Consider the following 17654-nt stretch of genomic DNA (forward strand, 5'->3'; position numbering starts at 1 on the left):
ACTCTTTGCGAACACGGAGTTCCAGTTTTTATTTTTGCTTCTAGCAAATCATTAGAGGAATAAAACGCATGGTTACCATTCGTTTAGCTCGTGGCGGCGCAAAAAAGCGTCCATTTTACAATATCGTTGTTGCTGATAGCCGCAATGCTCGTGACGGTCGTTTCATCGAACGTGTTGGTTTTTTCAATCCATTGGCTCGTGGCCAAGAAGAAACTTTACGTTTAGATCTTGATCGTGTTGAGCATTGGGTTGCTACTGGCGCTGCAACATCTGAGCGTGTTGCAAAACTGATCAAAGACGCGCGTAAAGCTGTTGCTTAATTGCGTATAAGGTATAGATAGATGAGTAGTGACCAAGAACTAGTTGTACTGGGTAAGTTAGGCTCCAGTCATGGTATTAAAGGTTGGCTAAAAATCACTTCCTATACCGATTCTGTTGAAGGTATTTTCGATTATTCGCCTTGGCTTATAAAAGAACAAGGCGTTTGGCGTGAAGTTAAGGTTGCTCAGTGGCGTTTTCAAGGTAAAGCTGTTGTGGCTGAACTAGAAGGTGTTGCTACCAGAGAAGATGCGCAAATGCTCACAAATTGTGAAATTGCCATTAAGTCTGAGCAAATGAAAGAATTGGATGACAGTGAATTCTATCATCGTGATCTTATCGGCTGCGAAGTGACCAATATAAACGGCTATAACATGGGTACAGTCGATCAGATCGTGGCAACAGGATCGAACGACGTATTATTGATTAAAGCTAATGCCAAAGATGCCTTCGGCAAAGCGGAACGTATGATCCCCTTTGTCCCTGAGCAGTTCATCAAACAGGTGGATTTGCAAGGGAAACAGATTTTAGTGGATTGGGATCCTGACTTCTAAGTCGAGGTGCAACATATGTGGTTAGGGGTAATAACCCTGTTTCCAGAGATGTTTCGTGCTGTTACAGACTTTGGGGTTACGGGTCGAGCCGTGAAAAACGGCCTGCTAAAGGTGCAAACGTGGAATCCTCGGGATTTCACCCATGATAGACATAATACTGTGGACGACCGACCTTATGGTGGTGGACCTGGTATGTTGATGATGGTGCAACCTTTGCGTGATGCTATCCATGCAGCTAAAGCAGCTGCAGGTGATAGGGCAAAAGTGATTTATCTGTCTCCTCAGGGACGTAAGCTGGATCAGCAAGGCGTAACTGAGTTGGCTAAATCACATAGTTTGATTTTAGTGTGTGGTCGATACGAAGGTGTTGATGAACGCATTATTCAAACAGAAGTTGATGAAGAATGGTCTATCGGTGATTACGTACTTTCGGGTGGCGAATTACCAGCAATGACATTAATCGATTCAGTGGCTCGTTTAGTACCTGGTGTACTAGGTAAGCAAGCTTCAGCAGAGCAAGATTCTTTCTCTGATGGATTACTGGATTGTCCTCATTATACTCGCCCTGAACAATTGGATGGTCTTGACGTACCCGCAGTGCTGCTAAGCGGTGACCACGAAAAAATTAGACTCTGGCGTTTACAACAAAGTATCGGAAGAACTTTTTTGAGACGACCAGAATTATTTGAAAATCTAGCTCTGACTGACGAACAAACGACTTTATTAGCGCAGTTCGTGAATGAAACGGACAAGTCCGCATAGTCAACGCTCAGTTATTACTAGGATGGAGTAATTATGAACAACATCATTAAAATGCTCAACGATGAGCAAATGAAAACAGATGTGCCTGATTTTGGTGCTGGTGATACAGTAGTAGTTCAAGTACGTGTTAAAGAAGGTGAAAAAGAGCGTCTTCAGGCTTTTGAAGGTATCGTTATCGCTAAGCGTAACCGTGGTCTGCATTCAGCATTCACAGTACGTAAAATCTCTAATGGTGAAGGTGTTGAGCGTGCTTTCCAGACGCATAGCCCATTAATTGCTAGCATCGAAGTTAAGCGTCGCGGTCGTGTTCGTCGCGCTAAACTGTACTATTTACGTGAGCGTTCAGGTAAGTCTGCACGTATCCGTGAAAAATTGGCAACTAAGTAATAGTTACCGATACAGAATAAAGATGCAGTGTTCGCACAACAACCCGCCGAAAGGCGGGTTTTTGTTTGTGGGGCTTTTAAAAATTGTGAGGCTTTTAATCACAACGAATAAAGCGTTCACAGCGTGCAAACACAGAGCGTATAGTTGGCGTTGTTCTTGTGCACGAAATATCATCGATTAAGTAATTTTTTATGCTTTGTGTAAATAAGCCTTGCTCTCGGACCTTGGTACAGGCATAGTTGCTCTATGGTGTAATGGTGTAGCGTTACAAAAATACAGATTAACTATCCAATACCAATAAAACAAACCTATTAGTGACCGCAGGTCAGTTGTCAAAAGAGAGTGTTAAGTATGCAACAAGATACCATTAATAATGTGTACATCAGTTCAGAGCAAGTGCTAGTGACTCCAGCAGAGTTAAAGCAAGAACTTCCATTATCAACTCATGCTTATCAATATATTCTTAATGCACGTAAACAAGTATCCGATATTGTCCACAAACGCGATAATCGCGTGCTTGTAGTGACGGGGCCTTGCTCCATCCATGATATTGCAGCGGCAAAAGAGTATGCATTAAAACTTAAAAAGTTACATGATGAGCTCAGTGACGACTTCTACATTTTAATGCGAGTGTACTTCGAGAAACCTCGCACAACCGTCGGTTGGAAAGGCTTGATTAATGATCCTGATATGGACGAATCATTTGATGTTGAAAAAGGACTAAGAATGGCTCGTGAACTCATGATTTGGCTTGCAGAGCTTGAATTACCTATCGCTACGGAAGCGCTGGATCCGATCAGCCCACAGTATATGTCTGAGTTAGTTACTTGGTCTGCAATTGGCGCAAGAACCACCGAGTCGCAAACTCATCGTGAAATGGCTTCAGGTCTATCTATGCCGGTAGGTTTTAAAAATGGTACCGATGGCAAGTTAGAGGTAGCAATCAATGCATTAAAGTCCGCTGCTAATAGTCATCGTTTTATGGGAATTAATCAAGAAGGCCAAGTTGCGTTGCTTAAAACGGCTGGGAATCCAGATGGGCACATTATTTTACGCGGAGGCATAGCGCCTAATTATGATGCGGCTAGTGTTGCAGAAAGTGAGGTACAGATCCATAAGGCAAAACTCAGTGCGCGTTTAGTCGTAGATTGCAGCCATGGTAATTCCTCAAAAGATCACCAGCGCCAAAAACAGGTTTGTGAAGATGTATTTAACCAAATTGAAGCAGGCAATAAATCTATCATTGGTGTTATGCTTGAAAGTAACCTCAATGAAGGTAATCAGAGTTCAGATAAACCCTTAGCAGAGCTAAAATATGGTGTATCTGTTACTGACGCATGCATTGATTGGGACGTTACTGAAACTATTTTAAGACAAGGCGCTAACCAGTTGTCTGCAGTATTACCGACTCGGTTCGATACACTACAGGTTGCCAACGGTTGATGAATAAACACATGAACGAAAAGACTACTGCTGATCTAGAAAATCTGCGAGATTTAATTGATGGCGTTGACCAACAATTGTTACATTTACTGCGGAAACGTCTTGATTTAGTTGCTCAAGTTGGCGCGGTTAAACATTCTGCAGGGGTGCCAATTTATGCACCTCAGCGTGAAGCATCAATGTTAGCCAAGCGTAGAGCTGAAGCGCAAAAAATGAATATTTCACCTCAGTTGATTGAGGATATTTTACGTCGCTTAATGCGCGAGTCTTATCTGAATGAAAAAGATGTGGGCTTTAAGCAAGTTAAGCAAGATTTAGGTCATGTTGTGGTGGTTGGTGGCGAAGGTAAACTTGGACAATTATTTACCCAAATGCTCACTTTATCGGGTTATCAGGTAAAAAGTATTGATAAAAATGATTGGCAGGATGCTGAAGCCATATTTGATGGTGCCGGCTTAGTAATTGTTACAGTGCCGATTAATGTTACTTGTGATGTGATTGTAGAAAAGTTAACTCAATTACCAGAAACCTGTATTTTAGCCGATTTAACGTCGATTAAAGAAAAACCACTAGCAGCAATGCTTGACGCCCATAAAGGCCCTGTAGTGGGTTTACACCCAATGTTTGGCCCAGATGTAGGCAGCCTTGCAAAACAGGTTGTGGTGGTATGTCATGGTCGCCAAGCCGAAACTTACCAGTGGTTATTACAACAAATTGAAATTTGGGGCGCTCGCATTGTTGAAGCAGAAGCTGAACGGCATGATAAGGCAATGCAGTTAGTACAGGCTATGCGTCACTTTTCGACTTTTGTTTATGGTCTAAATCTGTGTAAAGAAGAAGCTGATATTGATAACTTGTTGCAGTTTAGCTCACCTATTTATCGTTTAGAGTTGGCAATGGTTGGGCGATTATTTGCTCAAGATCCCGAATTATATGCCGATATTATTTTTGCCCAGCAAGGAAGTCAGCATGCAATTAGTGATTACCTAGATAACTATCGTGATGCTTTAGCCATGTTGAAATCGGGTAATCGCCAAGAATTTATTACCCAATTTCAACGCGTCGCTAAATGGTTTGGTGATTTTGCTCCACAATTTCAGCAAGAAAGTAGAGCAATGCTACAATCAGTTAATGACATGAAAGGGAGTTAACTTTAGTTAGCGTTAAATGAATGATTATTAATTGATGTTAACATTGCGAAATAATCATACAAGGCTTATGGTTAATTATACGCTAATTTAAATTCCGTGTTGATTTTGTAAGTGCGGTTGCTTTTGGAGGAACCCCATGTCGATGATGCCATCGCATATGTTACCCGTTCAACAGGTTGAAGATAATTCTTTAGGGCATTTCCTTTATGGTTTAATGAGTGCCTTTCCATTATTTTTTATACCGGTTTTGTTGAGTCTTTGGCTTAATCTTATCCAAAAAAATGTTAATCCCCATTCTGTATTAGGCAGCCACTTACGTTGGCAACGGATGAGCATTATTGGTTTATGTCCTTTTTTTATTGCTGGATATTTTCTTAGTCCACTTTGGTTAAGTTTACCTATGTATATTCTTGGTATTAGTTGGTTCACTTACCGTATTTTTAAAGGTTGGATAAGCCTCAATGATGGTATTGCGGTGTAAACTAAATACGAGACTAATAAAAATGCCGGGATAAACTCTCGGCATTTTTGTTGGTTGTTTATTTTAGGTAGAGATTGATTTAATTTGCTTGGTATAAATCATGGATCAATTCCGCATGAGACAACTGGTCTTGATGCAAAATGATAATACCATTTCCCTTTAGTTGGTTAACTGCGATGGCATGAGTGTTGGCTAGTGAAGCATTACCACTGAAGCTGGTATTAACAATAACCGGCAAATGACTGCGTAATTTCACCTCAACCAATCCAGCCAAATCGAGGCTTAATTGCTCTGGGTGAGTGAAGCTTCGCACGCCTGATTCACATAATCCGAGTTGTTGATTACCTTGACTAAGCACTGTGTCGGCAGCATGTAACCAGTCATCTATACTGGCCATGGTGTTACGTTCTAATATTACGGGTAAATTTACGGAGCCAATTAACGTTAGCATGTCAGGGTTATACATTTGTTTGCCACTTAAAATCAACATGTCTGCTACTTGACTCGCAATAGCAAATTCTTGTTCTTGTTCTATTTGCATTACACACAATAATCCAGCTTGCTCAATGACTTGTGCATGTAGTTTTAATTGTTGTTCATTAAGTTGTTGTTTTAAATCGTTTAGCACAATGGCCTGAAAACCTGATTCTTTGATAATCTTAGCTTGTGCAGCAAGTTCAGTATTGTCTATCGGTAAGTTGATTTGCTGAAATGCGCTAAATTGTCCTGCACCTATTTGTAAGTGCTTGCAGAATAATTGGGTATCTTGTGAGTTGTAGTCGCGAGAATGTTTGGCATGACTAATAGGTAATGACTTTATTGGTTGCTGTTTCGAACTATCAGGTTCAATCAATAACTGAGCTTGTGATAGTTGAGTAGGTTTTACTGTTTCACAAGGATAGCAACCCAGGACTTTAATAAAGCGGGTTAGTCGTTCGAGTTCTTTGATCGCTTGTTGGACTTCCGTGGTTGCTAAATTACCATCAATATCAAGGTAAAACATCTCTTCCCATGGTGTACCAGGAATAGGGCGAGACTCTAGCTTGCTCATATTCAAATTATGGGCTTTAAGAACCAGTAGTGCTTCAACCAATGCGCCAGGTTTTTGTCCGGTCGCCATAATTAGAGTAGTTTTAGCGGGTAGTTGAGAAGGAACCGCTGAAGCTTTTCTGGCGACAACAATAAAACGACTTTGGTTGATTTTTTGGTTTGCTAAACCTTGTTCAATCGCAATAAGATGATATAACGATCCGCCTTCTGCACTGCCAATCGCGCCGACAGAGTTACAGTCTGCTTCAACGACTTTAACCATTGCCTCCGCGCTGCTTGAACAATATTCGAGTTTAATATCAGGATGCTGGCTTAAATAGCGGCTACATTGACTAATTGGCTGAGGGTGAGCATAAATAGTTTTAATATCAGTCAGTTTACTATCAGCTTTGGCCAGTAAACAATGGCCTACTTCAATTGTTGTTTCACCTACAATTGATAACGTTGTATGTTGCAGCACATCATATACTTCATTGATAGATCCAGACGAAGTATTCTCAATCGGTAAAAATCCATAATCGGCATGCCCTGATTCAACCGCATTAACGATGTCATCGAAGCTTTTACAGCCAAAATCAAGCATTTCTACTTGGCGACGTGAACAATAGCGACTGGCTGCTAAATATGAATATGACCCTCTTGCACCTAAATATGCCACTGTGTATTGTTGCTTTTGAGTGTCAGGGTTTGCTCTGCCGTGCAAATAGGTTTGTTGAAATAAAACAGAGTCTTCAATGATGTTTTGATACAGTGAAATAACAAAGTGAGCATCAAGACCTTGCTCGCGTCCTTGCTGTACGAGTCGCTCAAGCAGTTCTTTTTCTCGTTGAGTATCTCGAATTGGTCTGATATCAATTTCTTTGCTGCGTGCAACGTTTAAGCTCAACTCTCGGCGTTTAGACAGCAACGCTAACAAAGATTTATCCAGAGCCGTTATCTGCTCGCGAGTTTGACTTAACTCAGGTGGTTTTTGCATATTGACCTCAATGTAACGCTACATACTGTTTTACTGATATACAGCAGTGTTTATATAACAAAAAGCCTCCCAGTTGGGAGGCTCTTGAATTTTCAGTTTCGTTTTTACACAGAAAATCCGCCTCCGAGGGTGGGCTGAATAAAAAAGAAAATAAAAAGGTTAAATAGTTTTTTGTTCATGACTTAAAACTAAAGCTCTGGCTGACGGCTGTCAATGTAATTTTACTCATCAAGGTGTTGTTTAGCTTATTATAGCTAAAAGAAAGCGCACCCTGAGGTGCGCTGGTTAGATATTAATAACTTCAAGCTGCTTTTTCCTCCTTATGCATACTCAAACTCGCTTTCCGAATCATCTGTTAATGATTCTCGGCGTTGAGCCTGGGGTTTATGGGTCAGGCGATTTAGCTGTTTCTCCAGCTTTTGTCCCATTGCAGTAATTGCTGCATATAGGTTTTCACTTTTTGCCTGGGCGAATAACTCTCCACTAGGTAATCCAACTGAGGCCTCTATTTTAAACAACTGCTTTTCTTGATTAATAATGATATGCGGGTTAATTAACTGTATATCATGTCGAGATAGTTTTTCTAATCTTCCTTCTATACGTTCACGAATGAGGGCAGTGACTTCAAGTTGTTTGCTAGTGATTTTCAGCATATTTGGCACCTTCTTGTTGTTTGCTTAAGTTCAGATTACCAAGATTAAGTATAAAAAGTGTGATCTAGATCATATTTTGTGTGACTGTAGTTGTCGAGTGCGACTTATTTGATCGCTTAGACATTTTTAATCAAAAAGAGTCAAAATGTGCTTGTATTACCGTTCAGATAGGCTCATATTCAATTGGATAAGTCATTCCTAAACTAACTTTCTTACTGCTTGAATCTCCCCTCTTTTACTCACTTTGAGTTCCACTCGATAAATGTAGCCTGTTGATTATTTTTCCAAGGTTATAAAATATTGTCTAAATTACCCATAAACTGATACTCGTGTGATTTAATTCATATTTGTTTAGCTTATAATCTAGCCATAGATAAAAAGATATAGGCTGATATTAATGAGTATAGAACAACAAAAAATAAAGGTATGGGATTTTCCTACTCGTTTATTTCATTGGGTAATGGTATGCCTGTTAGGTGGATTATGGTGGACTGCTGACATTGGAGAAATGCAATGGCATCAAGTATTGGCGTATCTATTAATGACGCTGATTGCTTTTAGATTAATTTGGGGTTTTGTTGGTAGTGAAACCGCCAAGTTTAGTGACTTTTTTGTTTCACCTAAAAAAGTGATTGCTTACGTAAAAGCTCAACCAAAACCAGTATCACTAGGCCATAATCCATTAGGTGGGTACATGGTGATAGCGTTGTTAAGCCTACTCGTGTTGCAGTTAATCACAGGGCTATTTGCCACAGATGATATTTTTACTGAAGGTCCATTAATGTATCTTGTATCGTCAGATACTGCAGGGTGGTTAACATGGCTGCATAAAACCAATTTTAACCTTATTCTCGGTTTGGCAGTGATCCATATTATTGCTGTAATAGCCTATGTCATAAAGGGCGACAATATCCTTAAGGCCATGTTTACTGGTTATAAATATGTTAGTGAGCAAGTGTCTTCTCCCAAGTTACGTTCACCTTGGATCGCGTTAGCAATAGGACTGGTCATTTTTGCGTTTATTTGGTGGTTGTTACTCGAACCTGTTGTCAGTTATTTATAATTTAAAGCTAATAAAAAAGCCCACATTTGTGGGCTTTAATCATTTTGCTACAGAACAGAGTAACCTCGAAATAGCCTGAAGCGGAAAATCAAACTAATTGCTGCCCTATTCAAAAGCTTACCAAATTAGTCTTTTTTGTAAACGTCGTGACAACCTTTACAGCTTTTGCCCGTATTACCGAAAGCTTGTTTGATTTGGTTTTTATCGTTGGTTTTAGCTGCAACAACTAACGCAGCAGCATTAGTTTGAAATGTTGTCATTTTGTCATCAAAATCAGCTTTGTCTTGCCAAATTTTAGCTAAGGCTTCTGTGTCGCCTTTATCAGAACCGACAATAAAACCTTCATGTGGTATTTTTGATAATGCTGCAACATTTTCTGCACGAGTGCTGAATACTGCTGCATCAAAAGGTTTTTTACCTTTCATCATCGCAGCCATATCACCAAAGTTATAACCAATTAAGCTGAATGCAGCTTGGCGATATTCAATCGCATCAGCAGGTTCTTTAAAATTATTTGCAAACACAGCAGGGATAATCATTGTTGTTGCCGCAATGGCTAATAATATTTTTTTCATCGTCATCCTTCACTCTTTGTTGATGATACTGGTTCCATAAGCATTTTTAATCATGACACACATACTGTTATGAGAATAAATGTGTAATCAATCACACTTTATTCTACACAATTTTATTGCATATTTGCGATATGTTTTATCAGTTGCTTTCAATTTTACGGTTATATAATTCATTACAGCTTAAGTTAGGAGCATTTTTGCAAGTCGGGACAGTTCCTTGGTACACTTGTAATGTCCCGGCATTACTAAAAAGAGAAAAACAATGCGTGCCAACTGGAATCTAGTTGTAGAAAAAATATTAACTCATGCAAATGAAGATGATTTGTCTGTGTTGTTTCAATTGTTGCTGACAGAAGAAGAACGCAGTTCAGTTTCTGGGCGTTTACAGGTGTTTCAAACGTTATTGGCTGGGGAATTAAGTCAAAGACAAATTGCTGCAGATCATCAAGTCAGTATTGCAACTATTACACGATGTTCAAATTATTTAAAAAATATGCCTACCAATCAAAGAGAATTAGTTAAAAAATTAATCTTAGACTAGATAAGCGGTCATTGACATTGATCATGTCGATACAGAATGCTTGTTATGTGCTTCCCAAAATATGCTGAGTTTTTTGAACCAATATCAATCATTAGTATTGTTCGTTCAATAAGAAATATATCAACTATCTAGCCGCTAACATGATTAATTAGTCCCTAACTCGAAACGGCTTATTGAAACTGAATTTTAAGTATGTCAATACTCATCATATAGTTACACTGATTATTTAGTAAGCCTCTTTTCATACTACCTGCTGCGAAGCAAGCCACAATATTAGTTAATGCCCCGCGGTAGTCGGTGATGACGATAACTTAGACGCCTTAAGAACAGATATAAACCATAAGACGTTAAACACAAAGCAAAAAGTGTGCTGGAATCTCTTGGGTAATAACGATAAATACCCACAGCAGTTAAAACGTAAATAAAAGGTAATAAACCATAAAGCGTTTCAGGTATTAAACCTGACTTTCGTTTACGTTTTAGATCTGTTCGGCGGTTTTTGGACCGTAAGTTATAAATATGTGCACCATATAAGTACACCACGATAGAAGCAATGACAGCAAAATTCGGTTCTAGTAGAAAAATACTCATGCTGCCAACAATCATGTAAGTGAAAGGCAATAATTCGTATAGCGGTTTAATCACCATATGCACTCCGTCGCTATGTATTAATTATTCTGTTGAAGGTCAATTAATGAGAATTGTTGCCTTTAGATCATCCTTAACTGTGATGACAATAAATCTGACTAATTGATGGAATTAGTATGATTACCTTATGAACTATAACCTAAACAAAAAGGCACTGCCTAGTAACTAGACAGTGCCTTAAGATGTTTCAACCTTTTTACTGACGAACAGACATTTAAGAAATAACGAGTAACAGGTCTATTTATCGAATAAATAATGCGTTAACGCATTAACGACAGCCACAACCGCCATTACCATCACAGCCAGGTTTTTCTGTGCCACATGATTCGTGATCATGGCCGTGTTCATGGCTACCACAACCGCCTTCGGCATGAATGTGACCATGAGACAGTTCTTCTGCTGTAGCTTCTCTTACCGCGATAACTTCAACACTGAAATGCAGTGTTTGACCTGCAAGAGGGTGGTTGCCATCAACAACAATGACATCGTCTTTCACTTCAGTTACTTGAACTGGGCGTTGACCCATTTCAGTTTCAGCAATAAAACGCATACCAGGAACGATGTCTTCTATATCGCCAAAAGCACTTACAGGTACTTCTTGCTTTAAATCAGGGTGATATTCGCCATAAGCTTGTTCAGCCGGGATCTTCGCCTCAATTTTTTCACCAGCAGTTTTACCTTCTAAAACTGATTCAAGTCCAGGAATTAAATTTTCAGTACCATGTAAGTAAACCATCGGTTCACTTTCAAATGAATTTTCAATAAGTACGCCTTGCTCATCAGATAAGCGGTAATGAATAGTGACCGCCGCATGTTTTGTAATTTTCATATCGCCTCCAATTGTGATGAAGATATGATAGCGTATTTTGCTATTGGACTGCGATGATAAACATCAGTTTTTGCTTATTCAATCACAGCTTTTTTTATTTTGTCTTATGCTGCAGGTTTTATCTAATCTCATGTTGAAAATAAATCATCAAAATGGTGGAGTAAATTTATAAAGCATGAATACCTTGTCGATAAATTATTTATCGACAAGGTATTCATTATAATATTTTGTTTAATTTGTGGCATCTACATGTATTTATTGATTTTTGTCGTTAGTTTTTATTAGGGTTACGTTAGTGTTAAAGTTAAATTCGGCTGTCAGTCTTGGCTGTTACAACATATTTTATGTTTTAATTATATTGAATATTTAAAAAATCAACTCAACATCTAAAATAACTAGAGAATAAACTGTAATGAGGGGTTGACAACCTTAGGTAAAAAAAGCAATTCTGTTAGCCAACGTGGAGTCAGCTATTTAATCTGATTAAATATTATCAGCAGTCAACATTTAATAAAACGAAGAGAATCATCAAATGTTTACCCTCTTGCTTGTTGTAATTACAACCATTACAACCACCACTATTACCATAGTGGGGGCGGGCTGATTACACCCTAAAAGATTTGCAAAAAAAGCCCGCTTCTAACAACTGAAGCGGGCTTTTTTGTTTTAATTCTGGTATTTGATTTTAATTTAATGTTGTCACTATATGAGTGGCAAGGAGAGCAACATGAAAGTAATGAAATTTGGTGGAACATCGTTGGCGAACTGGCCTCGTTTTTCGATGGCGGCAGACATTATTGCTGATACAGCTTCGACAGAATCTGTTGCTACGGTACTTTCTGCTCCTGCAACAGTAACCAATGCGCTGTTAGAGATGGTTGATATTGCTGTGAATCAACAAGACTATCAGCCAGTGTTAGACCACATCAATGGTGTATTTAGTGGTTTATTTTCTGATGCTGCAACATCACTTATTACAGTCGCTCAACATACATTACTGGTTAATAAATTAGCTGCGCAAATGCAAGTTTGGAAAGATAAGCTTTATGGCATAAAGTTATTGGGCGAATGTCCTGATAGTGTTCGTGCTGAATTAGTGGTGACTGGCGAACGCTTATCAGCAGCATTAATGGAACAAGTTATGCTAGCAAAAGGCATAACATCAGCACAATTAGATCCAGTGGCCTTATTTTTAGCTCATGGACAGCCATTAGAGTCGGTAGTTGATATTACAGTGAGCAAACCAAGGTTCGCTTTGTTGCCACTTGATCAGTACCGAGTTTGGGTGATGCCTGGATTTACCGCTGCAGATGCACATGGCAAAGTAGTGACATTAGGCCGTAACGGTTCTGACTATTCCGCTGCTGTTTTAGCGGCTTGTTTAGACGCTTCAAGTTGTGAAATTTGGACTGATGTTGATGGGGTTTACAATACGGATCCTCGTGTAGTAGCTGATGCTAAATTATTGTCGCAATTAAGCTATCAAGAAGCGATGGAGCTCTCTTACTTTGGCGCCAAAGTGTTGCACCCTAAAACGATTGCACCCATTGCCCAATATCAAATTCCTTGTTATATCAAAAACAGTTTTAATCCATCAGCTCCCGGCACATTGGTGTCTGATGATGATGATAAAACGGGTTTACAAGTTAAAGCAATTTCAAATCTAGACAATCAAACCATGTTTAACGTCTCTGGCCCAGGAATGAAAGGCATGGTCGGTATGGCAAGTCGGACTTTGGCGGTTATCTCTCGCAGTGGTATCTCGGTGTCGCTTATTACCCAAAGCTCATCTGAATACAGCATCAGTTTTTGTGTCTCAACCTCTCAAGCGAACAAAGCAAAATGGGCACTAGAGCAAGAATTTGAACTTGAGCTTAAAAGTGAATTACTTGAACCGATTGAATTGCGTCAAGATTTGGCGATCGTGTCTTTGATTGGCGATGGTATGAAAACTCACAAGGGAGTAGCGGCTAAATTTTTTACTGCACTAGCTAAGGCCAGCGTAAATATCATTGCTATTGCACAGGGATCATCAGAAAGATCAATTTCTACCGTTATTCAACAGAAAAAAACCAAGCATGCCATTGGTGCATGTCATCAAGCATTTTTCGATGTACAGCAATATCTAGATGTGTTTTTAGTCGGCAGTGGTAATGTCGGTGCTGGATTATTAGAGCAAATTAAACAACAAAGTGCGATGTTAAAAGAACAGCACATTAGTATTCGTGTATGTGGGATCGCTAATTCGAGTCAAATGTTATTAAACAGCGAAGGACTTGAACTGAATGAGTGGCAATCGTTATTGGCTGAAAAAGGTCAACCGTATGATTTAGCTCATTTACTCGAGTGGGGTCAAGAGCAACAATTGCTTAACCCTGTGTTAGTTGATTGTACTTCAAGTGAGTTGGTGTCAGATCGTTATCTTGATGTGATGAATGCCGGTTTCCATGTTGTCACTCCTAACAAAAAATCAAACACTCGTGATTACGCTTACTATCAGGCATTGCGTCATACGGCATTAACTCAACGTCGCCAATTTTTGTATGAAACAACTGTCGGAGCGGGTTTACCAGTTATCGACAACTTGAAAAAACTGATGTATGCCGGTGATAAACTCCATAAATTCAATGGTATTTTATCAGGTTCGCTATCGTATATTTTTGGAATGTTAGATGAAGGCATGAGCTTGTCGCAGGCGACGGCAATTGCTCGCGACAAGTGTTTTACCGAACCCGATCCTCGTGATGATCTTAGTGGTATGGATGTCGCACGTAAAGTCCTCATTCTCGCTCGTGAAGTTGGCCTTCCATTAGAGCTTGAAGACATTAATATTGAATCAGTATTGCCTGCTGACTTTGATGACTCTGGCGATGTAAACCAATTTATGGCAAATCTTCCTTCATTGGATGCTGAAATCTCAGCCCGAGTCGCAGCGGCCAAAGCCGAAGGCAAGGTATTGCGTTATGTTGGTCAAATTGAAGAGGGGCAATGTCATGTCAGAATTATTGAAGTGGATGCCTCCGACCCGTTATACAGTGTAAAAGGTGGCGAGAATGCCTTGGCATTTTATAGTCGTTATTATCAACCAATCCCTTTTGTGTTAAGAGGGTATGGCGCAGGTACTGATGTCACTGCTGCTGGAGCGTTTGCTGACGTGTTAAGAACCCTAAACTGGACTCGTGAGGTTGGGTTATGAATCAAACATTAAAGGTCAGTCAAGACATGCTTACGGTTTATGCCCCGGCATCGATGGGGAACGTTGGCGTTGGTTTTGACTTGTTGGGTGCTGCACTGGCGCCCGTTGATGGTTCTCTGTTGGGTGATAGAGTCATGATCGGCGCAGCGGCTAGCGGCATTGAATATAGTCAGACTGGCCCATGGGCACATAAATTACCGTCTGACGGAAAAGACAATATTGTCTATCAATGTGCAGAGTTCTTTTTAGATAAATTAAATAGACAAGATGGCGTAACAGTTTGTCTTGAAAAAAATCTTCCCGTAGGCAGTGGTTTAGGCTCAAGTGCTAGCTCGGTTGTTGCAGCATTATATGCGTTGAATGAACATTTTGGTCAGCCATTTGACCAGCAAGCTTTATTAGCTTTAATGGGCGAGTTTGAAGGTAAAATATCGGGTAGTGTCCATTATGACAATGTGGCACCATGTTATCTAGGTGGCATGCAGTTAATGCTTAATGCCAGTAACAAAGCGTGTGCAACGATTCCTAGTTTTGATAATTGGTATTGGGTTATCGCTTATCCAGGTATTTCATTATCAACGGCTAAAATGCGTCAATTATTACCTGAACAGTATGACAAATCTGTTGCGATTGATTTTGGTCGTTATTTAAGTGCATTTGTTCACGCGAGTTATCAGCAAGATGCTGCATTGGCAATTGAAATGCTGAAAGATGTTTTGGCTGAACCTTATCGGGCATCTGCAATTCCGGGTTATACCGAAGCGCGAACAGCATTAGCTGAATTAGGCATGTTGACTACCGGTATTTCTGGCAGTGGGCCAACATTGTTTAGTGTAACTGACGATTTAGCCACCGCAGAAAAAGCTAAAAACTGGCTAATGCAGCATTATATTTCTGAGCAAGGTGGTTTTTCCCATGTTTGTAAATTAGATAAACTTGGCACGCGCTGCGTGTAACGCTCATTTTTCGCATTATTTATATTGAAATTTAAAGGCAGTCGCAATGGAATTATATAATTTAAAACACCCATCGCAGGTGGTGAACTTCAGTCAAGCGGTTCAGCTTGGTTTAGGCAAAGACAGAGGATTGTTTTTTCCAAAATCCATTCCTGTAATAGCTGATATTGATGCATTATTGGCATTGCCCTTTGCTGAGCGAAGTAAAAAAGTCCTAGGGGCTTGGTTAGCTGATGAATTAGGTCAGGAGAGTGTTGATAAGTTAGTTGATAAGGCGTTTACCTTTGATGTGCCGTTAGTTAAGGTTGATGACAAGCGTGCTTGCTTAGAACTTTTCCACGGACCGACTTTAGCATTTAAAGATTTTGGTGCTCGGTTTATGGCGCAGTGTGTCAATTTACTTGCTGGCGATAGAAAACTGACCATTTTGACCGCGACATCGGGTGATACAGGTGCTGCAGTCGCGGATGCATTTTATGGTTTGGATAACGTTAATGTGATGGTGTTATACCCAAAAGGTAAAATCAGCGAACTGCAAGAAAAGATGTTTACCACATTAGGTAAAAATATCCATACCGTAGCCGTTACATCTGACTTTGATGCTTGCCAGGAGCTAGTTAAACACGCTTTTGATGACAGTGATGTTCGCGATGGTTTAGCATTAAATTCAGCCAATTCAATTAATATAAGTCGTTTGTTAGCTCAGATTTGTTATTACTTTGAAGCGGTGGTGCAAGCTAAGCAAGCCGGACAAGATGAGATTGTTATGTCTGTACCCAGTGGTAATTTTGGTAACTTAACGGCGGGACTATTTGCTAAAGCGATGGGATTACCCATTAAACGCTTTATTGCAGCAACCAACAGTAATGATACCGTGCCGCGATATTTAATGGGGGGAGAATGGCAACCGCATAAAACAGTGGCAACCATGTCAAATGCCATGGATGTATCAGAGCCAAGTAATTGGCCCCGTGTTGAAGCCATTTGTACCCAAATGGGATGGCCTCTATCATTGGTGACAGGTGTTGCACTGTCTGAAGAAGATACTGCTAGATCATTAGCTTCACTTTATCAACAGGGCTACTTGTCAGAGCCTCATGCAGCGATTGCGGCTCATGCATTAACGCTTGGTCTAGTTGGTAATGAAACCGGAGTGTTTCTTGGTACAGCGCATCCAGCTAAGTTTAAGGATGTGGTTGACCGTGAGTTGGCGATTAATTTGCCATTGCCGCCTGAATTAGCTGCTGTTGAGCAAAAACAGATTTTGTCGGCACAGTTGCCAGCCGATTTTGAACAACTTAAAGCCCATATGTTTGCTGTATTAACATAATTAAGGCTACTAAACTACCTAACACCTTATGTCGCTTATCTTGATATAAGGTGTTTTTTTAAATTCCAATATTATGATCTGGGTCATACCTCAAATTGTTTATACCAGTGTAGATTAGTAAATGGCATATTATTGGCTATTATTTAGACATAAATTCATTGGTAATGGGAGACGATTATGTTGCAACGTTTAATGCGCGATCATAAAAATATTGCCACTTTGTTAAATATTCTTTCAAATAAGTTGACTCGATTGGCTGAGGGGCAAGGAGTTGATTTCCATTTGGTTAGAGATATTGTTGAGTATATGCAGAGCTATGCTGAACACAGTCATCATCCATTAGAAGATATCATTTTTGATTACTACAGTAATAAAACGGGTCAGGCAAATTGTGGTCAATTGTATAACGAACATCATCGTTTAGCTGAAGCATCTGGCGCTTTAGTGTATAGCTTGAATATGATTCTATCTGATGTGGTGATTTCACGGGAAAAATTGATTAACGATCTGCAAGATTATATTAAACTACAGCTATCGCATATGCAGTATGAAGAGCGAGATGTTTTTCCAAATTTTGTTAAGGTATTCGATGATAGTGACTGGCAAAAAATCACTGTTTTATGCAAAAAACGGTTAATTGACGATCCGTTATTTAATGATAATGACAAAACGATTTTTGAAGATTTACGTGTTTATATTGAAAATGCGGACAAGAAATAATCCCATTGTTGTTTCCTTTTG

Annotated in this window: 18 protein-coding genes and 2 other annotated features; of the genes, 13 read left to right on the plus strand and 5 right to left on the minus strand. The window is 39.6% G+C overall.

Annotated features, from left to right (window positions below):
• Positions 1-68 precede the first annotated feature (68 nt).
• From rpsP to ABIS04_RS04925, 7 genes are all read left to right on the plus strand, one after another.
• A complete protein-coding gene (gene rpsP / locus ABIS04_RS04895) occupies positions 69-320 on the plus strand; it encodes a 30S ribosomal protein S16 (protein WP_011638368.1) in 252 nt (83 codons plus the stop codon).
• A gap of 21 nt (positions 321-341) precedes the next feature.
• The gene (gene rimM / locus ABIS04_RS04900; RefSeq protein WP_137222296.1) at positions 342-872 is read left to right on the plus strand and encodes a ribosome maturation factor RimM; all 531 of its coding nucleotides are present in this window, start codon (positions 342-344) and stop codon (positions 870-872) included.
• A gap of 15 nt (positions 873-887) precedes the next feature.
• Positions 888-1634 (plus strand): tRNA (guanosine(37)-N1)-methyltransferase TrmD, encoded by a 747-nt coding sequence (gene trmD, locus ABIS04_RS04905; protein WP_137222294.1) that lies wholly within the window; start codon positions 888-890, stop codon positions 1632-1634.
• 33 nt (positions 1635-1667) lie between these two features.
• The gene (gene rplS, locus ABIS04_RS04910; protein WP_350432772.1) at positions 1668-2021 is read left to right on the plus strand and encodes a 50S ribosomal protein L19; all 354 of its coding nucleotides are present in this window, start codon (positions 1668-1670) and stop codon (positions 2019-2021) included.
• Between the two features lie 351 nt (positions 2022-2372).
• On the plus strand, positions 2373-3464 hold the full coding sequence (locus tag ABIS04_RS04915) for a 3-deoxy-7-phosphoheptulonate synthase (protein ID WP_137222289.1): 1092 nt from the start codon (positions 2373-2375) through the stop codon (positions 3462-3464).
• An 11-nt stretch (positions 3465-3475) separates the two neighbouring features.
• Complete coding sequence (gene tyrA, locus ABIS04_RS04920; RefSeq protein WP_350432773.1) at positions 3476-4615, plus strand: bifunctional chorismate mutase/prephenate dehydrogenase; 1140 nt, start codon at positions 3476-3478, stop codon at positions 4613-4615.
• Between the two features lie 136 nt (positions 4616-4751).
• Positions 4752-5096: a hypothetical protein gene (locus ABIS04_RS04925; protein WP_350432774.1), complete on the plus strand. Its 345-nt coding sequence runs from the start codon at positions 4752-4754 to the stop codon at positions 5094-5096.
• A 79-nt stretch (positions 5097-5175) separates the two neighbouring features.
• On the opposite strand, the gene ABIS04_RS04930 is transcribed toward ABIS04_RS04925, so the two are convergent.
• Together ABIS04_RS04930 and hpf are read right to left on the minus strand one after the other, a co-directional pair.
• Positions 5176-7122 (minus strand): chorismate mutase, encoded by a 1947-nt coding sequence (locus tag ABIS04_RS04930; RefSeq protein ID WP_350432775.1) that lies wholly within the window; start codon positions 7120-7122, stop codon positions 5176-5178.
• Between the two features lie 55 nt (positions 7123-7177).
• Positions 7178-7299: a sequence feature (Phe leader region), on the minus strand.
• A 143-nt stretch (positions 7300-7442) separates the two neighbouring features.
• Entirely contained in the window at positions 7443-7775 is a 333-nt protein-coding gene (gene hpf, locus ABIS04_RS04935; RefSeq protein WP_350432776.1) for a ribosome hibernation-promoting factor, HPF/YfiA family, read from the minus strand.
• Positions 7776-8172: 397 nt separating this feature from the next.
• Here hpf and ABIS04_RS04940 point away from each other — a divergent pair, with 397 nt between their 5' ends.
• Entirely contained in the window at positions 8173-8838 is a 666-nt protein-coding gene (locus ABIS04_RS04940) for a cytochrome b/b6 domain-containing protein (protein WP_350432777.1), read from the plus strand.
• Positions 8839-8963: 125 nt separating this feature from the next.
• Here ABIS04_RS04940 and ABIS04_RS04945 read toward each other — a convergent pair whose 3' ends face one another.
• A complete protein-coding gene (locus ABIS04_RS04945; RefSeq protein WP_350432778.1) occupies positions 8964-9413 on the minus strand; it encodes a cytochrome c in 450 nt (149 codons plus the stop codon).
• A 262-nt stretch (positions 9414-9675) separates the two neighbouring features.
• Here ABIS04_RS04945 and trpR point away from each other — a divergent pair, with 262 nt between their 5' ends.
• On the plus strand, positions 9676-9954 hold the full coding sequence (trpR, locus tag ABIS04_RS04950; RefSeq protein WP_137222275.1) for a trp operon repressor: 279 nt from the start codon (positions 9676-9678) through the stop codon (positions 9952-9954).
• A gap of 273 nt (positions 9955-10227) precedes the next feature.
• Here trpR and ABIS04_RS04955 read toward each other — a convergent pair whose 3' ends face one another.
• Entirely contained in the window at positions 10228-10602 is a 375-nt protein-coding gene (locus ABIS04_RS04955) for a hypothetical protein (protein ID WP_350432779.1), read from the minus strand.
• A gap of 268 nt (positions 10603-10870) precedes the next feature.
• Positions 10871-11431 (minus strand): peptidylprolyl isomerase, encoded by a 561-nt coding sequence (slyD, locus tag ABIS04_RS04960; RefSeq protein ID WP_140233604.1) that lies wholly within the window; start codon positions 11429-11431, stop codon positions 10871-10873.
• A gap of 548 nt (positions 11432-11979) precedes the next feature.
• Positions 11980-12097: a sequence feature (Thr leader region), on the plus strand.
• Positions 12098-12158: 61 nt separating this feature from the next.
• On the opposite strand from slyD, the gene thrA reads away from it, so the two are divergent.
• From thrA to ABIS04_RS04980, 4 genes are all read left to right on the plus strand, one after another.
• Complete coding sequence (gene thrA / locus ABIS04_RS04965; RefSeq protein WP_350432780.1) at positions 12159-14627, plus strand: bifunctional aspartate kinase/homoserine dehydrogenase I; 2469 nt, start codon at positions 12159-12161, stop codon at positions 14625-14627.
• Complete coding sequence (thrB, locus tag ABIS04_RS04970) at positions 14624-15583, plus strand: homoserine kinase (protein WP_350432781.1); 960 nt, start codon at positions 14624-14626, stop codon at positions 15581-15583. The genes thrA and thrB overlap by 4 nt, the downstream gene beginning before the upstream one ends.
• A gap of 46 nt (positions 15584-15629) precedes the next feature.
• Positions 15630-16913 carry a threonine synthase gene (gene thrC / locus ABIS04_RS04975; RefSeq protein WP_350432782.1) on the plus strand — a complete coding sequence of 428 codons (1284 nt, stop codon included), beginning with the start codon at positions 15630-15632 and terminating at the stop codon, positions 16911-16913.
• 177 nt (positions 16914-17090) lie between these two features.
• Positions 17091-17633, plus strand: coding sequence for a hemerythrin domain-containing protein (locus ABIS04_RS04980; RefSeq protein WP_137222264.1), 543 nt, complete (start codon positions 17091-17093; stop codon positions 17631-17633).
• The last annotated feature ends 21 nt before the right edge of the window (positions 17634-17654 follow it).

Source organism: Shewanella sp. H8, assembly GCF_040285065.1.
In the GTDB taxonomy this organism is placed as follows: Bacteria; Pseudomonadota; Gammaproteobacteria; order Enterobacterales; family Shewanellaceae; genus Shewanella; species Shewanella polaris.